This is a genomic window from Agrobacterium sp. K11 (assembly GCF_059429395.1).
The window spans coordinates 603,341-625,646 of sequence record NZ_JCAHRB010000004.1 but is presented as its reverse complement, the minus strand read 5'-3'; the positions used below and the strand labels follow the sequence as shown (position 1 = coordinate 625,646).

Here is a 22,306-nt window from a genome sequence, read left to right as displayed (position 1 = left end):
GCCGGGATGTCCGCCGTTCTTTCATCGGCATGAAATAAGCGAGGTCGGCCATGACACGTGGCAATCGCAGGCTGAACATTGTCCTGGCGCTCGGGGCTTTTGCCCTGGTTTTTCTTCCCTGGTATCGCATTGAAGGCGGCTTCTTCAGCTTCCGCTGGCTGTCTGAGTTTCTCTCTTCCCCCAGCAATGCGCCCGGTGTGCTGCAAATATTGGTTTACGGAAAACCCTGGCTTGCCGGTGCCGGCCTGTTTTTTCTTGCCGGATGCCTTGTCCGCCCGATTGGCGATCCGATGCTGCGGGGCAAGCTGCTTGCGTGGATTGGTGCTGCCGGTCTCGTGGTTCTGATTTTGCAGGGATTGGCGATCGGCTTTACCGGCTGGACATGGAGCCTCAGTGAAAACCTGTTCGGCGTGCTTTCCGATGGCCAGCCCGCCATGGGCGCCGGTGCCGTCGTCATGTCGCTGGTCTTTGTGCTTTTCTTTGCCTTCGGGCTTGCCGAACGCGGCGTGATGAAGGGCGATGCCTTTGTCGTCGGCTCGATTTCCATTCTGGCCTTCCTCGTTACCGTTTTCGTGTTCTATCCGATCGGCAGCATGCTGATCGCATCCGTTCAGGATTTCGATGGCTCCTTTAATGCCGATGGCTTCATCCGCAATATTCAGGATCCCGGCATCTGGAGCCTTGGCTGCGTCACGGGTGAAGAGCGCTGCGGCGTTGCCTGGCGAACGCTCTTCCTCGCCTTGATGACCGCCTTCGGCTCCACAGTCCTTGGGTTGGGTTTCGCGCTGGTCGCCACCCGCACCCGTTTTCCGTTCAAGAAGGGCCTGCGCCTTCTGACGGTTCTACCGATCATAACTCCGCCTTTCGTCATCGGTCTTGCCCTGACGCTGCTCTTCGGCCGCGCCGGTGTCGTCACTGAATGGCTTTCCTATCTCTTCGGCATCGAACCCGGCCGCTGGCTCTACGGCATGACCGGCATATGGATCGCGCAGGTGCTCTCCTTCACGCCGATATCCTTCCTGGTGCTGATCGGTGTCGTCGAAGGTGTCAGCCCGTCGATGGAGGAGGCGTCGCAAACGCTTCGCGCCGACCGCTGGCGCACCTTCTGGCGGGTGTCGCTGCCGCTGATGAAGCCGGGTCTCGCCAATGCTTTTCTCATCGGCTTCATCGAAAGCATGGCGGATTTCGGCAATCCGCTGGTGCTTGGTGGCACGCATGGGGTGCTGTCGACGGAAATCTTCTTTGCCGTCGTCGGTTCGCAGAACGACCCTTCACGCGCCGCTGTTCTCGCCATTATCCTCCTGTGCTTCACGCTTTCGGCCTTCCTCGCCCAGCGTTTCTGGCTGGCCGGTAAGAACTTCGCCACGGTTACCGGCAAGGGCGACAGCGGCGCGCATATCGCGCTGCCACGCGGCCTGTCCATTGGTGTCCATGCCGTCGTCGTGCCGTGGATGGTCTTCACCATCGTCGTGTACGGCATGATCCTCGTCGGCGGTTTCGTGAAGACCTGGGGTCTGGACAATTCGCTGACGCTTGACCACTACATCCGCGCGTTCTCCGTCAGCTTCTCCAACGGCTCGATCGCCTGGACCGGTGTTGCCTGGAACTCGTTCTGGACGACCATGGAGATCGCGCTGGTGTCGGCGCCGCTGACCGCTGCCGTCGGTCTACTGACGGCCTATATCATCGTGCGGCAGAAGTTTGCCGGTCGGAACATCTTCGAATTTGCCCTGATGATGAGCTTTGCCATTCCCGGAACGGTCATCGGCGTCAGCTACATCATGGCCTTCAACCTGCCGCCGGTGGAAATGACGGGATCGGCGCTGATCCTGATCGCCTGCTTCGTCTTCCGCAACATGCCGGTCGGCGTGCGCGGCGGCATTGCGGCAATGAGCCAACTCGACAAAAGCCTCGATGAGGCCTCGCTGACGCTGCGCGCCGACAGTTTCCGCACGATTAGGAAAGTGATCCTGCCGCTGCTGCGCCCGGCGATCACGGCGGCTCTGGTCTACTCCTTCGTCCGAGCGATTACCTCGATCAGCGCCGTCATCTTCCTCGTCAGCGCCCAGTACAATATGGCGACCTCCTACATCGTCGGTCTCGTCGAAAACGGTGAATACGGTGTCGCCATTGCCTATTCCTCCATGCTGATCGTGGTGATGATCACTGTTATCACCGGCTTCCAGCTCATTGTAGGCGAGCGTCGCCTGCGCCGCGAAAACCGCGTCGCGGGACTGCCGTCCGCGTCCTCCGTTCCTCTCGCTCAGGAGAAAACCGCATGATTTCCGTAAAGCCCGGCTCCGTCACCTTTCAGAATGTCCGCAAGACATTCGGCGCCTTCACCGCCATCCCCGACCTTTCGCTCACCATCGAACCCGGCACGCTGGTGACACTTCTCGGTCCCTCCGGTTGCGGCAAAACGACGACGCTGCGCATGCTGGCGGGGCTCGAACATCCGACGGCCGGTCGCATTCTGATCGGCGACAAGGATGTGACCATGCTGCCGGCCAATGAGCGCGATGTCTCGATGGTTTTCCAGTCCTACGCGCTTTTCCCGCATATGACGGCGCTCGACAATGTCGCTTATGGCCTGCAATCCTCCGGACTGCGCAAGGCGGAAGCACGGGAGAAGGCCGAGGAAGGTCTGAAGCTCGTGGGGCTGGCCGGCATGGGACATCGTCTGCCTGCCGAGCTTTCCGGTGGTCAGCAGCAGCGCGTGGCGGTTGCCCGCGCTCTGGTGCTGGAGCCGCAGGTGCTGCTGCTCGATGAACCCCTTTCCAACCTCGATGCGCGTCTTCGCCGCCGGGTTCGTACCGAAATCCGGGAATTGCAGCAGCGGCTTGGTTTTACCGCCGTTTATGTGACGCATGATCAGGACGAGGCGCTGGCCGTTTCCGACCGGATCATCGTGATGAAGGAAGGCGAGATCGCCCAGTCAGGCGCGCCGCGGGAACTCTACGAGGCGCCGGCTTCTTCCTTCATAGCCGACTTCATGGGCGAGGCGAATGTCGTCGGCTGCGAGGTGGTCAGCCTTGAGGGCGCCGATGCGTTGATCCGCGTTGGGGGGATCGATCACCGTGTTGCGGCACGCAACGCCAAACCTGGCCCGGCAAAGCTTGCGGTTCGTCCGGGTTCGATTTCCATCGCCCAATCGGGCGGGCAGGGACTTGCCGGGCGGGTGCTGCACAGTGCCTATCTCGGCGGTCACGTCGAATATGAAGTCGAGACCGATATCGGCACGCTCTTCATCATCGACCATGCGGTCGAGACCAGTCTGCCGCCCGAAAGCGATGTCACACTCGGGTTCAAGAACCGTGGCATTGCCTTGATCCAGGCCTGAGTTTCAAAGCGTATCGCGGCGGCCCTCTCAAATATCCTTTGCGAGACGCAGCGCATCGTAGATCGCCGCATGTGTATTGCGTGCGGCGACCGCGTCGCCGATGCGGAACAGCCGGTAGGCACCGCCAGGGTTGCGCTCGACGGTTTGGGCGGAGCCCTCCAGCAAGGCGTCGTAGGATATTTCGCCGAGGTTCCTGGAGCCGGGCTTGAGGTCGAAATAGAGATCGTCCAGCGGCACCGTGCCGTGATTGACGACGATCTGGTCCACGGTCCTTGATTTCGTCACGCCGCCATAATCGCTGCCGACGTGGGCGACGAGCTGGTTGCCGTTTCTTTCCGCCGCTTCCAGCCGATAGGTGACGGTGAAGGTGACGTCGAGTTTTTGCAGTGAGCGCATGTAAGGAACCAGGTTCATCGCCATGACTTCGGGCGCGAAGGCGCGATCCGGGGTCATGATCTCCACTTTTGCGCCCGCCTTTGCGAGAAATTCTGCTGCCTGCAAGCCCGCATGGTCGCCGGCATCGTCGAAAACCAGCACATTCGTTCCCGGCTTGACGTCGCCGGAAATGATATCCCACGAGGAAACGACCAGATCATTGCCGTTTGAAAGCACATCGGTATGCGGCAATCCGCCGGTGGCGATGATGACGACATCTGGGCTTTCCGAGAGAACCGTGTCCGCTTCCGCCCAGCTGTTGAAGTGAAAGGTAACGCCGAGCCTTTCGCACTGGCTCATGCGCCAGTCGATAATGCTGATCATTTCGCGGCGGCGTTCGCTTTGCGCGGTCAGGCGGATCTGGCCGCCCGGATCGTTTGCGGCCTCGAAGACGACGACCTCATGGCCGCGTTCGGCACAGACACGCGCGGCCTCCAGCCCGGCCGGACCGGCGCCGACGATCACGACCTTCAGGCTTTCCGTCGCCTTGGTAATTTCGTGCGGCATCGTTTCTTCGCGGCCTGTCGCCGGATTGTGAATACAGAATGCGAGGCCGCCCTGATAGATGCGGTCGAGACAGTAGTTGGCGCCAACGCAAGGCCTGATATCGTCCTCCCGCTTTTCCATGATCTTGCGCACGATATGCGGGTCCGTCATGTGGGCGCGGGTCATGCCGACCATATCGACCTTGCCGGAAGCGATGGCGTATCTGGCGGTGGCGACATCCTGGATCTTGGCGGCGTGGAAGGTGGGGAAACTGGTTGCCGCGCGGATTTCGCCCGCGAAGTCCAGATGCGGCGCGTTCGCCATGCCCTGAATGGGAATGACGTCGGTCAGGCCGGGATCGGTGTCGATATGGCCCCTGATAACGTTGAGATAGTCGATCAGGCCGCTATCCCGCAACCGGCGCGAGATTTCGAGGCCTTCCGCCTTTCCGGTGCCGCCTTCAAGACATTCGTCGGCGGTATAGCGAACCCCGAGGATGAAATCGTCGCCGACACGCTCGCGCATCGCCCTGAAGACGTCGAAACAGAAACGCATGCGGTTGTCCAGCGAGCCGCCATAGGGGCCATCCAGCTCGTTGGTCAGCGGCGAGACGAACTGATCGATGAGATGGCCATAGGCTTCAAGCTCCACCCCGTCCATGCCGCCCGCCTTCATGCGTTCCGCAGCGTCGGCGAAGTCCTTGATGATGCGCTCGATATCCCAATCCTCGATCTTCTTTGGGAAAGCGCGATGCGCGGCCTCCCGCTGGTGGGATGGTGCCAGCACCGGCAGCCAGTCGCCCTTGTCCCAGCGCGTGCGGCGGCCGAGATGCGTCAGCTGGATCATGATCGCTGCACCCTCTTCATGCACGGCGTCGGTCATTTCCCTGATCCACGGAACGATTTCATCCTTGTAGGCCAAGAGGTTGTTGAAGACGGGCGGGCTGTCTTTCGAGACGGCTGCGGAGCCTGCCGTCATTGTCATGGCGACGCCGCCCTTTGCCCGCTCGAGCGTATAGGCGCGGTAGCGCCCTTTCGGCATGCCGTCCTCCGGATAGGCGGGTTCATGCGAGGTAACGATGATGCGGTTTCGCAGGGTGAGATGCTTTAGCTGGTAGGGCTGAAGAAGGGGGTCATTCGACATGGCGACCGGGCTCCGAGAACGTTTATCGGAGAAGGCTAAGCGGGAATGTACATAGGTGTCAATTAATAAAACACTTGTGTTTATGCATTCGACATGAGTGGACATTCGCCTTGTCGCGACCAGACCGATTTGCTAGGAAATCATCATGGAAGCGACATTGAACGAGACCGGTTGGCGCGGATCGCAGGAGGGCTGGCTTGAGGCCGCCTACCAGGCACTTCTCGAATCCGGCGTGGATTCCGTGAAAATCCTGCCGTTGGCGAAAAAACTCGGTCTGTCGCGCACGAGTTTCTACTGGTTCTTCCGGGATCGGGAGGAGTTGCTGGCCGCACTCGTCTCCCGCTGGCGCGAAAAGAATACCGGCAGCATCGTCAGGCAGTCGGAGGCCTATGCGGAGACCCTGGCCGAAGCGATGCTGAATGTCTTCGATTGCTGGCTGGATGCTGGCCTCTTCGACAACAGGTTCGAATTTGCGGTTCGCAGTTGGGCTCTTCAGTCGGATGATATTCTTGCCGAGGTGCGTAAAGCCGACCAGACGAGAATGGATGCACTTTCGCGCATGTTCATGCGTTTTGGCCATTCCGAAAATATGGCGGATGTGCGTGCCCGCACCACCTATCTCGTGCAGATCGGCTATATCTCCATGCAGTCGGAGGAAGATATGGCTGTGCGCATGAAAAGGATCCCGGACTATATTGCGATCTACACCGGTGAGGTGCCGCAGCAGCGCGAGCTTGACCGGTTTTATGCAAGACATGGGTACAGGCCGGGATAAGGCATCCAAGGTGTGACGGTCGATTTGCGTCTGGCAGGACGGTGAGAGAAGGATAGTCCGGCTCCTTGCCTGCAATGTAGCTGTAACATTCACCGACCAGTGGTGAGGACGGCAAGAGTTCACCTTTGGGGAAAAGTCATTGCGAATCCTGCTTCTCGAGGATGAACCGGAAATGGCGCGGGCCCTGCTCGAAGCCCTGCGACGGTGTGATGTGCTTGCGGATCATGTCAGGACGATTGCCGATGCCGACGCGCTGGCGCGTGACGGCTCTTACGATGTGCTGGTTCTTGATCGCCGTCTTCCGGATGGTGAAGGGTTGAACCTTGTGTCTTCGCTTCGCAAAGCCAGGCATTCGGTGCCGATCCTCGTTCTGACGGCGCTCGGAAGTGTCGATCACCGCGTTGACGGTCTTGACGCCGGAGCGGATGATTACCTCGCCAAGCCCTTTGCGATCGAGGAATTGCTTGCCCGCCTTCGGGCGCTGCACAGGCGCGGCCCTTCGCTTTCCAGCCAATATGTGAGCTTCGGAAATCTGAGCATTGATCCGAAGAGCAATGAAGTCACGGTTGCCGGTGCCATCATCGAGTTTCGGCGGCGAGAATATCTGGCGCTCGAGGCTCTGATGCGACGTCCGAACCGCATCGTGACGCGTTCCAATCTGGTCGAAGCGGTTTACAACCTGGATGATGAGATCGAATCCAACGCTCTCGACGCCCATATCTCCCGCATCAGGAAGAAGCTCGCGCAGGCCGAAGCCACGGTCGAGATAAGAGCCGTGCGAAACATCGGCTATCTCATCCGGGCGAATACATGAAGCAGGAGCGCAACCGATCCCTGCGGTGGGCGCTGATGAAGCGTCTTTTCGCCTTACAGGCGTTCTTGCTCGTTCTGTTTGTCATCCTCCTCGCCGGCTGGATCTGGATCATTGATCCACGGCTGGAGGGCGCCAATGAAGAGGCTGTCCGCATCGTTGCGGAAAGCGTGACAAAGGATGGGCGGGGCCGGGCGCAAGTTTTGCCCACGCCCGGATTGGTCGAGCTGAAACAGCGCTATCCGAATCTTTGGTTCTTGGTGCGGGACGCCGATGAAATCGTCCTGCGATATGGAGAAATCCCAGTACCGGCTTTGGCGGCAGTTTTTCCGTCAAGCATCGAAAGGGCGCGTCTGGAAGCGGGGGAAACAGTCCGGGCCACCATGGAAAACCGCGATACACCTGCCGGGCGGCTGCAATTCATTGCCGGGACGGAAAAAGGCATCCCGAATGACGGCCTCAGCCTATGGATCAGTATGCAGTTAGATCTGGAAAAGGATGCCAACGGCGAGATCCGCTGGCTTACTGTCTTGCCGGGTGTGGGCTTCGTCATTTTTATCGCCGTCGTGCCCATGCTGATCCTGACTGGTATCGCGACATTGATCGTGACCCCGAGGGCGGTCGGCCGTTCACTTGGCGGCCTCATGGAAACGGTCAGCCAGGCGCAATCCATCAATTTCGAGAACCGGTCTGCCCGTATCAATCGTTTCAAGGTGCCCAGCGAAATCATTCCCCTGGTAAATGCCTTCAACGTCGCGCTTTCCAAGCTGGATGAGGGATATAATCGCCGTAACCGCTTCCTTGCCGATGCCGCGCATGAGTTGAGAACGCCGATTGCAATCGCGCGGATCAGGGCCGATCTTTTGCCCGATGACGCGCTGAGCCGACAACTCCGGGCCGATATCGATCGCCTCACACGCGTTGCGCACCAGTTGCTGGAGATGCAGGCGGTCGGCGTGGTGGAATTACCCGCCGAGCGGCAGGACCTGAACATCCTTGTCGAGCGCATCGCGACCGATCTTGCGCCGATTGCGATGGATGCCGGTTACGAGTTCGATTTCGAGCCAAGTGAAGGAGAGTCCGTATTCACGGTCCAGACTTCGATCATCGAGATGGCGGTCGTCAATCTCGTCCGCAACGCAATCGATCATGGCGGCGGCAAGGGTGCTATCACGATCCGGGTCGGTGCTGCGGGCTTCATTGACGTTTGCGATGAAGGGCCGGGCATACCCGTCTCGGAGCGCGAGCAGGTATTCGAGCCGTTTCACCGCGTCAATACGAACTCGCCAGGGGCCGGCCTCGGGTTGAACCTAGTCCAGAAGGCGGCAGAGATTCATTGCGGACGCGTTGTCTTCCTCGACCTCAATCCCGGTTTTTGCGTCCGGCTGGAAATTCGCTCGGTGGCTTCGAAAGATGCTGCGGCTGACACTGTCTAGCTGACGGGATTTTAAGCGATCAGGCATGTTTCCCCGGCCTTACCACCACCAAGTTCAAGGATGGAAACGGCGTCACCGGTCCCGACGGCTGGAAACAGGGCTATCGGGTTGGCGCTGGCGTCGAACGGAGCTTCGGCGGCGGCCTGTCGGCCAAGTTTGGCGAGCGGCAGGTCGAAGACCGATCTAAATGATCACGTCATCAAGGCTGGCCTGAACTACCGCGTCTGACCGGCCCATCCGATGAGAAATCCCAGGGAGAACGTTCCAACGAAAACCGCCGCTTCGAGCATCAAAGCGGCGGTCAAAAATCTGGGAGGGCGGAGTTTGAAATCCGGAAACGATCACTCGCATTCGAGCGCCGGTTGCCGGAAGCTCGTGACATACCATTCGCCGCCGGAATTGCGTGTGTAGAAAGTGTAGAAGCAGTCTATGCGCTCTACATAACCCGGCGTCTCGGACACTTCGTAACGCTCTCCGCGCCGTGTTGTCCGCACTTCGCCATTCGATGATCCGGCGACAGCCTGTGTCTTGTTCTTCCGCCACTGGTAGGCCTGCTGTCCACCGTCAAGGCTATAGATATTGTCCGGCGGCCCATAGTCCAGCATCACGCTGGTGATGGGCGCGCCGATGTAGCTTTTCATGACTGTCGAGGCGCAGGCCGAAACCAGGATCGATGCTGTGACAAGGGCGAGCGTTGTCAGGTAGGCGGGTGACAATCTCTCGGACATGGGCAATTTTCCTCCGCTGTGGTGAGTTGCCACAGGGATAGGAACCAGCCATTACAAGTACATTGCACGCGAAGGTCGTGACGGGTCAGCGGATCCTTGGGGGATCAGAGACCGGCAATGTTGCGGCCGATGTGGCGCAGGATGCTTTTGAAAAGTTTCACTTCGGCCGGGTCAAGGCCTTCGATCGCGGTCTTTTCGAACATGGCGGCGATCGGCATCAGTTCCTCGGCAAGTTCTTCACCCTTTGGCGTCAGCGTGATGCGCACGATCCGCGCATTGTCGACCGGTCGCTCGCGGCTGACGAGGTTGCGTCTGACGAGCAAGCCAACAAGCCGGGAGAGCGTGGAAATCTCCACCGACACGAGGTCTGAAAGCTCGGTCAGCGTTTTGCTTTCCTGTTGTCTCAGCGTTGCCAGCACACGATACATCGGCAGGGTGATGTCATAGGATGCCAGCCTCAGTGAGAAGCGCTCTCCAAGCCGAACACCTACCCAGTTGAGCAGGTAGGGTACCGAGTCAGTGAACTGATAAGACACAAGCAAAACCCCGTTTTGAGAACCACGTGCGCGGGTGACGTGGCGCACCCATCGGCTGTACCGGCATAATCTATCAGTTTCAATAGTTTCGCTCCAGAAGACCGGGGACGGCGAGGCCATATCGCAGCTTCCCCCGCCATAAAACATTTGCATTGACAAATGTTGCAAATGAAAATATTTAGGAATGCAGGATTTGGGAGGATCTTATGACATCAGCACTGTTTGGCCTGAACAATCTTGCGCCTGAAGGCGTCGGCCAGAATTTCCGCACGACGATGCGCCGTTTTCCGGCGACCGTGACGGTCATTACTGCCTGTGCCACGGGTGATCAGCGCGATCACGGCATGACGGTTACCGCCGTCACCTCGGTTTCGATGGAGCCGCCCTCTCTTCTGGTTTGCCTGAACAACCGCACGTTTCTGCACGAATTGCTGCTCTGCCGGCCCGATTTCATCGTGAATGTGCTGACGCAGGACCAGATTGCCTTGTCTGATGCTTTCAGCGGCAAGGTTTCGCCGGAGGAGCGTTTCCGCAACGGCGAGTGGCAGCGTCATGACAACGGTGTTCTTTATCTGCCCACGGCCCATGCCGCCATCGCCTGCCGCCGTGTCGCGGCAATGCCATATGGAACGCATACGGTGTTTATCGGACAGGTGGTGTCGGCCGATGTAAGCGAGACGACACGACCGCTGCTTTACGAAAATGCCCAATATTGCGCCGCAAGCCCGGCAGGCCTGTCCGCCTGATATTTCCCGGCTAGACTATTCTCGGAGGAGACAATCATGAACGATATGAGCCATGCGCCACAGCCGGCGCAAACGAACCCGCACGTCCGCCTCGTCGGTCGCGTTGCCGGTGTAGCGGATCTTTTCCGGTCCAGCGCCCGACAAACAGAGGAGGCGCGCCGCGTTCCCGCCAGTCATATCGCGGCGCTGCGCGGCATCGGCTATTTCGATGTCGTCAAACCGCGGGCCTTCGGCGGGCATGGCGGTGAATTTGCCGAGCTTGTCGAAGCCAATATCGAGCTTTCGGCGGCCTGCGCGTCGACAGGCTGGGTTGCCGGCCTGCTTTCCGCCCATCAATGGCTGCTGGCGATGTTTCCAGAGGAGGCGCAGGCGGATGTCTGGCGCGAAAACTCTGACGCGCTTCTGTGTGGTTCCTATGCGCCGGTAAAGATGGCGGAGGCCGCTGACGGCGGTTACCGCCTGAGCGGCAAATGGGCCTTTGCCTCGGGCTGCGAGAATGCCCAATGGTCTCTCTGCGCCGCCATCCTGCCGCCGCAGGGCGAAGGCAGGCCGGTTCCGGCCTTCCTTCTCGTGCCTGCAAGCCAATATGCCATTGAAGACACGTGGCATGTGGTCGGACTGGCCGGCACGGGTTCCAAGACGCTGGTTCTCGATGATGTCTTTGTTCCCAAACATCGGGTTCTGACCTTTCCGGACGCGACCAGCGGCCACACGCCGGGCGGGCGGTTTTATGCGCAGGAAGGTCTCTTCAACATGCCGCTTCTTACCGGCATTCCTTCCTGTCTCGCCTCGACTGGCGTCGGCGCAGCCAAGGGTGCCCTGGCAGCCTATGTCGATCATGTCGGTGGCCGGGTGACCCGCGGTGCGGTGGCGGGCGGCAATAACCGCATGGCGGAATTTCCAACCATCCAGCTGCGTGTCGCGGAAGCCGCTGCGAGCGTGGATGCCGCTTGTGAAATCCTGTTGCGCGACGTTGCGCGGGCTCAGGCACTCTCACAGGCAAGGCTTGAAGGGCGGGCGGAATTTTCGGTGGACGACCGGCTATTGAGCCGTCGCGGCCAGTCCTTTTCGGTCTCTCTGGCGCTGCGCGCCGTGCAGGCACTCAACGATTCCACCGGCGGTGTCGGGCTCGATCTTTCCAATCCGGTCCAGCGGGCCTGGCGGGATGCGAATGCGGTGGGCCGCCATATCAGCATGAACTGGGATGCCGTGGGCACCATGATCGGCCAGAGCATGCTCGGCCTGGAACCCAAGGGCCAATATTGACCGCACACGTGGCGGCAACTGAACAGCGATTTTCGGAGGAAATAACATGCAAGGCAAGGTCGCTCTCGAAGAGCATTTCGCAATCCCGGAAACACTTCAGGATTCGGCCGGGTTCGTGCCCGGTGATTACTGGAAGGAACTGCAGCATCGCCTGCTCGACATTCAGGATACGCGCCTGAAGCTGATGGATGCGCATGGCATCGAAACCATGATCCTGTCGTTGAATGCGCCGGCGGTGCAGGCTATTCCCGACAAGAAGAAGGCGATCGAGATTGCGCGCCGCGCCAATGACGTCCTGGCTGAAGAATGCGCCAAGCGGCCGGACCGCTTCCTCGCCTTCGCAGCCCTGCCGTTGCAGGACCCGGATGCGGCGACCGAGGAGCTTCAGCGTTGCGTCAACGATCTCGGTTTCGTCGGCGCGCTCGTCAACGGCTTCAGCCAGGAGGGCGATGGCCAGACACCGCTTTATTACGACCTGCCGCAATATCGTCCATTCTGGGGCGAGGTGGAAAAGCTTGATGTGCCTTTCTATCTGCATCCGCGCAATCCGCTACCGCAGGATTCCCGCATCTATGACGGCCACCCCTGGCTGCTTGGCCCCACTTGGGCGTTTGCGCAGGAAACGGCGGTTCACGCGCTGCGCCTCATGGCATCAGGCCTGTTCGACGAGCATCCGCGCCTCAACATCATTCTTGGCCATATGGGCGAGGGCCTGCCCTACATGATGTGGCGCATCGACCACCGCAATGCCTGGGTGAAGCTGCCGCCGCGCTATCCGGCCAAGCGCCGTTTCATGGATTATTTCAACGAGAATTTCCACATCACCACCTCTGGCAATTTCCGCACCCAGACCCTGATCGATGCCATTCTGGAAATCGGTGCCGACCGCATCCTATTCTCCACCGACTGGCCCTTCGAGAACATCGATCATGCCTCCGACTGGTTCAATGCGACGAGCATTGCCGAGGCCGACCGGGTAAAGATCGGCCGCACCAATGCGCGCCGCCTGTTCAAGCTCGACGGAGCCTGAGCCATGCAGCCGTTCGTCTATACGACGGCCCCGGCCCGCATCGTCTTTGGCACGGGTAGCTCCGTGGGGGTGGCGGAGGAAATCCGTCGCCTCGGGCTGTCACGGGCGTTGGTGCTTTCCACACCCCACCAGAAGGGCGATGCGGAGGCTTTGGCCGCCCGGCTTGGCCCATTGGCTGCCGGTGTTTTTTCCGATGCGGCCATGCATACGCCGGTCGAGGTGACGAAAAGGGCGGTCGAGGCCTATCGCGCTGCCGGTGCCGATTGCGTCGTATCGCTCGGCGGCGGCTCTACCACCGGTCTTGGAAAGGCCATTGCCTTGCGCACCGATGCGCCCCAGATCGTCATTCCAACGACCTATGCCGGCTCTGAGGTGACGCCCATTCTTGGCCAGACGGAAAATGGAGTGAAGACCACCCTGCGCGGTCCGGAAATCCTGCCGGAAGTGGTGATTTACGACGCCGAGCTGACACTTGGATTACCGGTTGGTATCAGCATGACCAGCGGGCTAAACGCCATGGCCCACGCGGCAGAGGCGCTTTATGCTCGGGATCGCAATCCGATCGCCAGTATGATGGCGGTGGAAGGGTTGCGGGCGATGATCGAGGCGCTTCCCGGTGTGAGGATGGAGCCGCAAGATACCAAGGCGCGCGAAACGGCACTTTACGGCGCGTGGCTGTGTGGCACGGTGCTTGGCGCTGTTGGCATGTCGCTGCATCACAAGCTTTGCCATACGCTGGGCGGCAGTCTGGACCTGCCGCATGCGGAAACCCATGCGGTGCTTCTGCCGCATACCATCGCTTATGTGGAACAGGCGGTGCCGGATCAGCTTGCGCCGCTGGCCGCACTTGTCGGTGGAAGGGCAGGGACGGGTCTTTACGATTTTGCCGCCCGGCTCGGCGCGCCGGCAAGCCTTGCAGCACTCGGTGTTGGCGAGGAAGATCTCGACGCTATGGCCGAGCTTGCGACCGCCAATCCTTACTGGTGCCCGCGGCCAGTTGAAAAAACCGCGATCCGCGCCCTGTTGCAACGCGCCTTCGAGGGCGCAAGGCCGGAGTGATCCGGCAAGCAGGGAGCGGCAATGATGGGAGGAGGACATTATGGACATGAAAACAACCGGTGACGACGGCTATTTCGTCGAGGAACGTTCGGCCGAAACCGTGATTGCCCGTATGCGCGATTGTGACGATCCGCGTCTCAAGGAGATCATGGCGGTCGTCACCCGCAAGCTTCACGAGGCGGTGAAAGAGATTGAGCCGACTGAAGAGGAATGGATGAAGGCGATCCATTTTCTGACCGAGGTCGGCCAGATCTGCAATGAATGGCGGCAGGAGTGGATCCTTTTTTCCGATATTCTCGGCGTTTCCATGCTGGTCGATGCGATCAACCACCGCAAGCCGAGCGGCGCGTCGGAATCCACCGTTCTCGGGCCTTTTCATGTGGCCGATGCGCCTGAGATGCCGATGGGCGCCAATATCTGCCTCGACGGCAAGGGCGAGGACATGCTGGTAACCGGCCGCATTCTCGACACCGACGGAATGCCGGTCGCAGGCGCCCGCATTGACGTCTGGCAGGCCAATGACGAAGGTTTCTACGACGTGCAGCAGAAGGGCATTCAGCCCGATTTCAACCTGCGTGGCGTATTCGTCACCGGTGAGGACGGACGCTACTGGTTCCGGGCGGCGAAGCCGAAATATTACCCGATACCGGATGATGGCCCCGTGGGGCAGCTTCTGCGGGCCATGGGGCGTCATCCCTACCGACCAGCGCATCTGCACTACATCGTTTCGGCAGAAGGCTTCACCAAGCTCGTCACGCATATTTTCGACCCTGATGATCCTTACATTCGTTCGGATGCAGTTTTCGGTGTGAAGGAAAGCCTGCTGGCCGATTTTCAGCGCGTGGAGGATGCGCAGAGGGCGCAGGAGCTTGGGTTCGCCAACGGCTGGTTCTGGTCGGTGGACCACGATTTCGTGCTCGCCCGATGACCCGCGGTAGCGATCGTCCCCGGCTCTATGTGCGTTTTGCGGAAAGTGATCCCGCTGCCGCTGAGCAAAGGTTGGCGCAAATGAGTGCCCACAAGGCTCATTTGCGCAACGAAGATGGCGTTCCGGAAGGATTCAGAATTCTCGCATCCGGCCCGATGCAGGCGGAAAGCGGAGGGTCTGCCGCGGCCCTCATCATTGCTGAAGCCCGCTGTATCGAGGACGTCATGGCTTTTAGCGACGCCGACCCTTTTGTCATTCACGGCGTCTATAACCGCATTCGTATTTTGAACTGGACGCCGACTTTGTCGAGGATTTCGGGGCTGGAAGGCGACTGAAATCCACGCCTGCAATGGCTGTTGACGATTGTTAATATTTCAATTGCAATTTTTGCAAACGCAACATTTAATCGAAGGCGGGTGATGCCGGCGATATGTGTCTTGACAGGAGCGAGACGCACATCAGGGTGGAGCAAGCCGGGCACCCAGGGAGCAATCGCAGGAACGGGAAGACGTCGATCCATTCCGGGTGGCGCGTTCATGCGTGAAAGGGAGGAATATGTCCACGAACTATATGAGCGCCGCCTCGGTGCGGACGAAGAACCCGGCTGGCGTCATCGCGACATGCGGCCTGATGATCATGTTCGACGGTTACGATCTTGTCGTTTACGGCGCGGTTGCACCGGCGTTGCTGAAAGAAGGCGCATGGGCGCTCAATCCGGCCATGGTCGGGCGGGCTGCCGCCTTGACGCTGGTGGGCATGCTGCTCGGCGCGCTGTTTGCCGGCACCATGGCGGACCGTATCGGCCGCCGGAAGGTCGTTCTCATCAGCCTTGCCGGATTTTCAGCGATGATGATCGCCTCGGCCATGACGCCGAACTTTCTTGCTTTCGAAATCACGCGCTTCTTCGCCGGTCTCGGCCTTGGCGCGCTCCTGCCGACGGTGACGGCGCTGGTGCTGGAGTTCTCGCCGCCAAAGCGCAGGGCGCAGGCAAATTCCCTTTCCTTCCTCGGTTATCTTATCGGCGGCATCATTTCCGGCCTCATGGGTATTTTGCTTCTGGAGAGCTATGGCTGGCGGCCATTGATGCTGATCGGCGGCCTGCCGCTTATTCTTCTGCCGATCTTCATGCGGTTCCTGCCGGAATCGCCGGAATGGCTGGCAAGCAAGGGCCGGCAGGCAGAGGCAGACGGGATTTGCGACACTTACGGCCTGCAACGCATTACGCCGCATGCCAAGATCCAAAAGGGCGGCGTGGGCGCCCTCTTCTCGGAAGGCCGGCTGCTTTCGACGCTGAATGCCTGGGGCATTCACTTTTGCTCGCTTCTGCTGACCTTCGGCATGGTCAACTGGCTGCCCACCATCATGAACAAGATGGGCTACGACATCAGTTCGGCGCTCAGCTTTTCCATCATGCTCAATGTCGGAGCCGCAATTGGCATTCTCATCGGCGGACGTTTCGCCGACAAGGGTAACGTCAAGGTGGTTGTGGCCGTCCTTTTTGCCATTGGCGCGGCCTCGATCTGGGCCTTGACGGTAAACAAGGGGCCGTTGCTCTATCTCTTCGTTGCCCTTGCGGGTGCGGGAACGATTGGAACCCAGATTCTTGCCAACGTTCTGGTCGGGCGGCTTTATCCTGTCCATATTCGCGGTACGGGTCTTGGCTTTTCCCTGGCCGTCGGGCGGCTGGGCGGCATCGCCGGTCCGATGATCGGCGGTCTCGTGCTGCAAAGGGGCCTGGCTCCGGAGTGGAACTTCTACATTTTCGGCTCGGTCGCGCTGGTCGGGCTGGCTTTGACCGTACTGACCCTGCTCTACCGCACTTCAGGCGACGGGCGGGTTTGACTAAGATTATGTTGGCCGCAGGGCAAAACCTGCGGCCAGCACTTATGGATGGTCTAACCTCTGCGGCGGCTGCGGAGTTGCCCCAACGTCGCGAGTGTATTGCCGCTGATGGACGTGCTGCCGCTGCCGAATAGAGCGAGACGCGGATCCGACGTTGCGTTGTTAGCTTCGAATGTCAGCAAAAAGCGATTGACCAGTTTTTCGACCTTCTTGGGGTCCTGCAGGTCCTTCATCTTCAACTTCTTCTCGATCATCTTTGCCTGCGCATCCACCTTGGAGTTTGCGGTTTCTGCGGGAATTCCAAGGGCGGTGCGGGTGAACTCCGCAAGCGCATTATCGGCGAGTATGTCGTAGGGATTGGAAATGCTGGCAGCCATGCGCTTGAAATAGAGCGCAAGGCGAACGCCGGAATTTTCTTCGCCGACCCGCTGTTCCAGCGTCTGCCGAACATATTTGTCGCGTGTTTCCATGAGGCTGCGGGTGTTCTGCACGCTCTGGCCGGCTTTCGCGACGATATTCCCCTTGGCGTCGAAATTGAAGGAGCCGGCAAGTGCGCGGAAGCGGGCATCTTTTTCGGTATTGGCGAAACTTTTGGGGTCCTTGAGGTCGGACTTGAAGATCTTCTTGAGGTAGTCGGTGGTGACCGTTTTGGGGTCGATACGCTGCGCAATCAGCATGAAATCGAGAAGGCGGCGGTCGGAGAGCAATTGATCGACGGTTTCAATCGTTTCCATTTTCTGGCGATAATAGGTGACCTCCTTCTCACCTTTCTCCCTGACCTTTTTGTCCTTGTCCCAACGGGTAACTTCCTTCAGATAATTTCGCGATATTCGGGTGATCTCGTTTTCCGACTGGGCGAGCCGGGGTGAGCCAATCTTGCCCTCGGCATCAAAGTTGAACGCCTTGGCCAGCCGCACGAAACGCTCGTCTTTCAAAGTATAAACGTAACTTTTCGGGTCTGACAGATCGCTGGTAAATACCCGTTTCAGCGTGAAGGACGAGGCTTCTTCAGCGGTAATATCGAAGGCTTTCAGGGCGAAGTTTCGAATGATGACCGCGCCCTGCGCGTTCGACAGAAAATCCTCGAGATTTTTCGTCAGGCCGATGTAGCGCTGGTAGTTCTTGATTGCCTTTTCGTCCGCTGCTTCGTCCTTGTCATCGTAACGGCTGAAGTAGAGGTTCATCATGGTGTTGAGCTGTTCGGCGGTCTGCGCTACCTTGCCGGTCTTGATCTTGCCGTCCGCACCGAAATTGAAGGCGCGTGCCAGATCGACAAGACCTTTGTCCTTCTCCTTGTGGATGGGGCTTTGCGGATCATTCGGATCCTGCAAGACGGCCCAGCCGATTTTCTTGTCCGTCTCATCATTGTCCGTCAGATTGAAGCTGACGATGAGCATCGTTCTCAGGCGCGCAAACTGCGTCATCTGGCTGGCCTCGGTGATGGTTTTCATCTTGTCCGCGAAATACTCGCGGTTGAGAACAGCTCCGGCCTGCGTCAGGCGGGGATTTGAAAGAACGTAGGTTTCGTTAATCAGTCGCCTCTGCGCAGCCGTCTGCGCCGGCATGCCGTCATCTACGCGGCCGTCGTCCCGGAAATTAAACGCGGCCGCCATCTCGAACAGTTTGTTGGCATCGTTGATACGCTTGTTATATTGGCTGATCAGGTAGTCGATCTTTGCGAGCGCCGGTTTGTCGGTGGACGCGACGCCTGCACGTTCTATGCGCAGATCGGCCGCCTTTGCCTTCCACTCCGGGATCAATGACTTGTAGGTCTTGTTGATGTAGCTATCGGCATTGCTGATATCGCTCGTCAGAACGTTTTTGACGTGCTTGTAGCTGAAGGTCTCGGGATCGATGCCGAAGGATTTGAAGATATAATCCCGAAGCCGCGTGTTCTTGAAGATATCTTCGACATGCCCGACCTTCTCGATGGCAATGTTATAAAAACGGGTCTCTTCCTTTAATTCGGCGCCTTCCTGTTCGATCGTAGCGTGATAGGTGGCAATCAACCGGTCCTGCTGCGATTTTGTCTGAACCGATTTTTCCGCTTTGATCGTGCCGAAATCGAAAGAGGCAGCGAAGTCGCGGTATCGCGTATCCTTCAGTTTGTTGGCGAAGCTGTTCGGATCGTTGAGATTGCTTTCCAGCACCTTCTTCATGAAGGCGGTGGCATAGATCATTTCCTCCAGTCCATGTGCCTTCATGGCGTAGGAATAGAGCCGGAAGTCCTTCAGGAACGCGTCGAGGTTTTTGACCTTGCCGATATTATCCGCATAATATTTGGCGTCGCGCGATACGACGGGGTCGTTCGCGACGCGTTTCAGCGACAATTCCATATCACGATTGTAAAGAGCGTAAGTCGTATATGCGGGCAGCACCATGTGTCTCCGAAAAAACTATGGCAAAATCTGTGCGTGAACCAGTTATGAAGCGGATAATTGCAGTATAGTCTTGCGCGTAGCTGTATAATTAAAAGTAATATTTAGAGTAAATATTTTTTATTATTAAATTAGTTGAGATTTATATTGATTGTTTGGTGCGTGGCTGCGTTGAGATCGCGTGCAGGCAGAAGCGGCCCCAAGCGCCAACGCCAACACCACGCCGGCAGACAAAGGGGAAAGACTTGGCAAAAGCTGAGGGCGGCACATTTGTCCGGGCTGTTGGGACAGACATGCGAAAATACCGCTGGCAGCGTGTTCAGCGCTATCCTGAGGCAAGGCCGTATTAGAGGCTTTTTCTAGGGCAGTTCCGGGTACCGCTACGGGTTCTTGCGGGAGGCGGGGGCGATGGTCGCCATCTGCAACAATGTGCGCTCATTCGTGCGTTTGGCTCGCGCCAATGCATCGTTGCGGTCTTCCGGCAGCGTGTAGGTCATGTAGGACAGCGAGGTTTCGAGGTCGTTATTATTGTGTCCGAGGATGGCCGCGAAATAGCTGTTCTTGGTGACATGGGGCGGCGCGAAATTGTGATACGCCACCTCCGCATAAAGGTGCCGCAAGCCATAGGGCTTGGGCAGTTCTTCCTTCGGCCAGAGATCCTCGAACAGATTAAAAACCGTGTCCCGAAGCAGCAGGCGGGTTTCCGATGAAAAATCGTCGATCGACATGCCGTGCCACAATTTTCCCTGCCCGCTTTCGCGCAGGCGCTGGTAGGCGGACAGGATGGTTGCGGAGCGTGCAAGGACCGGGATCTCGTAGGTAATCCCGAATTTCGTTCCTTCGCCCTGCTTTGTCTTGGCCTGGCCGTTAAACAGGATGCTCCATTTGGAAACGCCCTTGCCATAGGGGGCGGGTGAAAACTCGGCCTGCGTAAAGACCTCGTAGGGGCGTCGCCCCGTCATGCCGATCAGGCCGATGCCGATCATCAGCGGATCGCTGGACTTGAGACAATCCTCGCAGATCTTCAGCACCTGCCGGTAATTCTCGAATGTGATGAGCGCGCCGTGCTTGTTGGCGATCTTCTCCATCTTCACCCGGCGTGCCTCGTCATACATTGCGGCATCGCCGGTGGCGATCTTCAGCATTGGATGCTCGTCGCCAAAGGCTTCGCGGATGGCGTTACGATATTTGGTGATGTAGGAAATGATCGTCGTCTGGGCGCGGCCCTTCATGACGGCGATTTCGGCGTCCCACAAGGCCTGCATCTCTTCTTTCGAGCCCAGGCCGTTCATCGCTGCAATAAAATCCGCGATCCGCAAAAGCACTGTCGGCTTGCGGCCGGCGGTGTTGAACTCCGCCCGCTCGATCTTTTCGACAATGGAGGTCGCCACGCCGGTTTTCGGATAGTCGGCCCGCTCTATATAGGTCTTCAGCCGCTCCCGCAGCTTTTTCATGTTGCAGATGGCAAGCGGGGTGCTCTTTGCCCCAAATTCGGCCTTCAGGGCATAGCGATATTTCATGATGTAAAGTTCGAGCGTCTTTTCCGTGCGGCCATTGTCGAAATGGTAGCGGACCTCTGCGTCCCAAAGATCGCGGATTTTTTTGTTTCGCAACGTCTCGCTGCTTTTCATTGCCTCCCTGACCCGACCGACGAACTGGTCGATGCGTTCCACGAGAACTGGAGTTTTGGTCTTTCGTGCGAGCATGCGGCGGCCCCTGAACCGGTCGGGAAATATAAAATCTATGATTGGCAATCAACAGAAGCATGGTTGCGGAAATGCCATGGATATTCGCTGCCAGCATATTTCTTTTGAATAATAGTTTAATCGATTCCGCAAGTATGGCCGTGATGCGTGGAACCTTCAAGGAAGGTTTGCGAGCCGAGATCGGCAAGTCGGGGAGCCGACATCCTGCCGGCGGCGCTTCGGGTGATTGAATTCTGATGGAAGTATGGGCTTCGGGAATTCTCCCGAAGCCGCAGAGGTTGCGACAGCCTATTTCGGTAGCCGGGTTTTCAGGGAGGTCACGATGCGCTTGGCAAGCCCCTCATAGTCCTCATCGAAATGGTGGCCACCTTCGATGCCGACCGTCTCCACGCCCTTTGCCTTCAGGCCGGGGCAGGGGTCTTCATCCTCTTCCTCCGTGCCATAGACGCATTGCACCAGCTTCGGATCGATCTTGACGATGTCGTCGATGGTCTTGCCGCCCTTGCCTTCGCCGGCAACGCCGAGCCAGCCCTGGACGGAAATCTCGAAATCGACTTCGGTCGAAAGTCCAAGCAGCGTCAGCTGCACGACATGGGATTTCGCGCGTTCGGGCAGGAGATTATAGGTGGCGGGAATGATATCAGCGCCAAAGGAATAGCCGATCAGCACGACGTTCCGAACCTTCCATTCCTTGCGGTAGGTGTCGATGATGCGCGCAAGGTCATTGGCCACTTCCTGCGGTTGTTTTTCTTTCCAGAAGTAACGCAGGGCATCGACGCCGATCACAGGTATCCCCTGCTTTTGCAGCGCGCCGCCGACTTCCTCGTCCAGATCGCGCCAGCCGCCGTCACCGGAATAGATCACCGCCATGGTGTCCATCGCCGGGCTCGTTTCGAGGACCGTGATCGGCAGGCCTAGCGGGCTGCTGGCGTCGCCCGCCGCATCGACCTTGTCGGACAGGGTCTGGGACAAAATCTCATCCGCCTTGCCTGTCACATCAGTCACTTCGATATCTGGATGAAGCTTCACCAGGGCGTTAACGTGGTCGCGGCCCTTCTGATCCGCATCGGGCGTGAACAGCACGCTGACAGGAGCTGGCAGCGGGCCATCGGTCAGGCCATAAACCGTTTCACCGTCCACCTTGTCCTTGGTGGCGGGGGTGCAGAGTATCTTCTCAAGCGGCAGGCCAGCCTTGGGGTCGACCGCGATGGCTTCCTGAACGGTGGAGACCGGGCTTTGCGCGATCATGGCGAGCGCCAGCGTTCCGCCCTTGCCGATGCCGGTGAGGATGGGCTGGCGATAGCTGGCCGTCCCGGCGGTGCGCTGGATCTGCTGCGACAGCGACTCGATGTCCGAGATCATATAGATACACTCGTCATCATCGGCCTCGAGTGCCTTCAGATATTCCTTGAAATCGATGCCGACCACTGCGGCACCCTTTTCCACCAGTGCTTTGGCGCGTTCTTCGTCGGTGCTGGTCCATCCGTCCGCATCGGAAATCAGGAAGACGCTGGCGAGAATTTCGCCATCCGGCACCATGATGTGCTCGGCGGGGATCATGCCGGTGTCATAGGCTGGCTTGTCCTGCGAAAAGGCGGCGCTGGAAGCAAACAACGGGGAGAGGAACAGGGCGGAAGCGGCAAGGGCTGCCTTCAGCATGC

At 58.8% G+C, this 22,306-nt stretch carries 18 protein-coding genes and 1 pseudogene; 13 read left to right on the top strand and 6 right to left on the bottom strand.

The features are described from left to right. The first annotated feature begins 50 nt into the window (after positions 1-50). Positions 51-2,282 carry an ABC transporter permease gene (locus tag AC5SEO_RS12690; protein ID WP_174068613.1) on the top strand — a complete coding sequence of 744 codons (2,232 nt, stop codon included), beginning with the start codon at positions 51-53 and terminating at the stop codon, positions 2,280-2,282. Then, entirely contained in the window at positions 2,279-3,340 is a 1,062-nt protein-coding gene (locus AC5SEO_RS12685) for an ABC transporter ATP-binding protein (RefSeq protein ID WP_003514159.1), read from the top strand. The genes AC5SEO_RS12690 and AC5SEO_RS12685 overlap by 4 nt, the downstream gene beginning before the upstream one ends. Before the next feature lie 27 nt (positions 3,341-3,367). Here AC5SEO_RS12685 and AC5SEO_RS12680 read toward each other — a convergent pair whose 3' ends face one another. Further along, the gene (locus tag AC5SEO_RS12680; protein WP_013636803.1) at positions 3,368-5,404 is read right to left on the bottom strand and encodes an NADH:flavin oxidoreductase; all 2,037 of its coding nucleotides are present in this window, start codon (positions 5,402-5,404) and stop codon (positions 3,368-3,370) included. 145 nt (positions 5,405-5,549) lie between these two features. Here AC5SEO_RS12680 and AC5SEO_RS12675 point away from each other — a divergent pair, with 145 nt between their 5' ends. The 4 genes and pseudogenes from AC5SEO_RS12675 to AC5SEO_RS12660 all read left to right on the top strand — a co-directional run. Continuing rightward, positions 5,550-6,179, top strand: coding sequence for a TetR/AcrR family transcriptional regulator (locus AC5SEO_RS12675; protein WP_013636802.1), 630 nt, complete (start codon positions 5,550-5,552; stop codon positions 6,177-6,179). Between the two features lie 139 nt (positions 6,180-6,318). Continuing rightward, the gene (locus AC5SEO_RS12670; RefSeq protein ID WP_111783450.1) at positions 6,319-6,993 is read left to right on the top strand and encodes a response regulator transcription factor; all 675 of its coding nucleotides are present in this window, start codon (positions 6,319-6,321) and stop codon (positions 6,991-6,993) included. A gap of 35 nt (positions 6,994-7,028) precedes the next feature. Next, a complete protein-coding gene (locus AC5SEO_RS12665) occupies positions 7,029-8,426 on the top strand; it encodes a sensor histidine kinase (protein ID WP_236771237.1) in 1,398 nt (465 codons plus the stop codon). Between the two features lie 5 nt (positions 8,427-8,431). After that, positions 8,432-8,654, top strand: a pseudogene (locus AC5SEO_RS12660) (outer membrane protein); the annotation flags it as partial. A 113-nt stretch (positions 8,655-8,767) separates the two neighbouring features. On the opposite strand, the gene AC5SEO_RS12655 reads toward AC5SEO_RS12660, so the two are convergent. Then, on the bottom strand, positions 8,768-9,154 hold the full coding sequence (locus AC5SEO_RS12655) for a hypothetical protein (RefSeq protein WP_174068611.1): 387 nt from the start codon (positions 9,152-9,154) through the stop codon (positions 8,768-8,770). Between the two features lie 104 nt (positions 9,155-9,258). Next, entirely contained in the window at positions 9,259-9,690 is a 432-nt protein-coding gene (locus tag AC5SEO_RS12650) for a MarR family winged helix-turn-helix transcriptional regulator (RefSeq protein WP_025594436.1), read from the bottom strand. A 206-nt stretch (positions 9,691-9,896) separates the two neighbouring features. On the opposite strand from AC5SEO_RS12650, the gene graD reads away from it, so the two are divergent. From graD to AC5SEO_RS12615, 7 genes are all read left to right on the top strand, one after another. Continuing rightward, positions 9,897-10,436: an FADH(2)-dependent resorcinol hydroxylase reductase component gene (gene graD / locus AC5SEO_RS12645; protein ID WP_003514147.1), complete on the top strand. Its 540-nt coding sequence runs from the start codon at positions 9,897-9,899 to the stop codon at positions 10,434-10,436. A gap of 36 nt (positions 10,437-10,472) precedes the next feature. Continuing rightward, positions 10,473-11,702, top strand: coding sequence for an FADH(2)-dependent resorcinol hydroxylase oxygenase component (gene graA / locus AC5SEO_RS12640; protein ID WP_003514145.1), 1,230 nt, complete (start codon positions 10,473-10,475; stop codon positions 11,700-11,702). Between the two features lie 46 nt (positions 11,703-11,748). Next, positions 11,749-12,732: a gamma-resorcylate decarboxylase gene (tsdA, locus tag AC5SEO_RS12635; RefSeq protein ID WP_003514143.1), complete on the top strand. Its 984-nt coding sequence runs from the start codon at positions 11,749-11,751 to the stop codon at positions 12,730-12,732. Positions 12,733-12,735: 3 nt separating this feature from the next. After that, a complete protein-coding gene (graC, locus tag AC5SEO_RS12630) occupies positions 12,736-13,791 on the top strand; it encodes a maleylacetate reductase (protein ID WP_112675643.1) in 1,056 nt (351 codons plus the stop codon). 40 nt (positions 13,792-13,831) lie between these two features. After that, positions 13,832-14,719, top strand: coding sequence for a hydroxyquinol 1,2-dioxygenase (gene graB, locus AC5SEO_RS12625; RefSeq protein WP_174068610.1), 888 nt, complete (start codon positions 13,832-13,834; stop codon positions 14,717-14,719). After that, positions 14,716-15,054, top strand: a complete 339-nt coding sequence (locus AC5SEO_RS12620) for a YciI family protein (RefSeq protein WP_111790577.1) — start codon at positions 14,716-14,718, stop codon at positions 15,052-15,054. The genes graB and AC5SEO_RS12620 overlap by 4 nt, the downstream gene beginning before the upstream one ends. 220 nt (positions 15,055-15,274) lie before the next feature. Further along, positions 15,275-16,561 carry an MFS transporter gene (locus AC5SEO_RS12615; RefSeq protein WP_013636793.1) on the top strand — a complete coding sequence of 429 codons (1,287 nt, stop codon included), beginning with the start codon at positions 15,275-15,277 and terminating at the stop codon, positions 16,559-16,561. 53 nt (positions 16,562-16,614) lie between these two features. On the opposite strand, the gene AC5SEO_RS12610 is transcribed toward AC5SEO_RS12615, so the two are convergent. From AC5SEO_RS12610 to AC5SEO_RS12600, 3 genes are all read right to left on the bottom strand, one after another. Further along, a complete protein-coding gene (locus tag AC5SEO_RS12610; protein WP_174068609.1) occupies positions 16,615-18,942 on the bottom strand; it encodes a DUF1217 domain-containing protein in 2,328 nt (775 codons plus the stop codon). A gap of 377 nt (positions 18,943-19,319) precedes the next feature. Next, positions 19,320-20,645: a telomere resolvase TelA gene (telA, locus tag AC5SEO_RS12605; RefSeq protein ID WP_174068608.1), complete on the bottom strand. Its 1,326-nt coding sequence runs from the start codon at positions 20,643-20,645 to the stop codon at positions 19,320-19,322. A gap of 288 nt (positions 20,646-20,933) precedes the next feature. Beyond that, a complete protein-coding gene (locus tag AC5SEO_RS12600; protein ID WP_211390035.1) occupies positions 20,934-22,304 on the bottom strand; it encodes a virulence factor in 1,371 nt (456 codons plus the stop codon). Positions 22,305-22,306 lie beyond the last annotated feature (2 nt).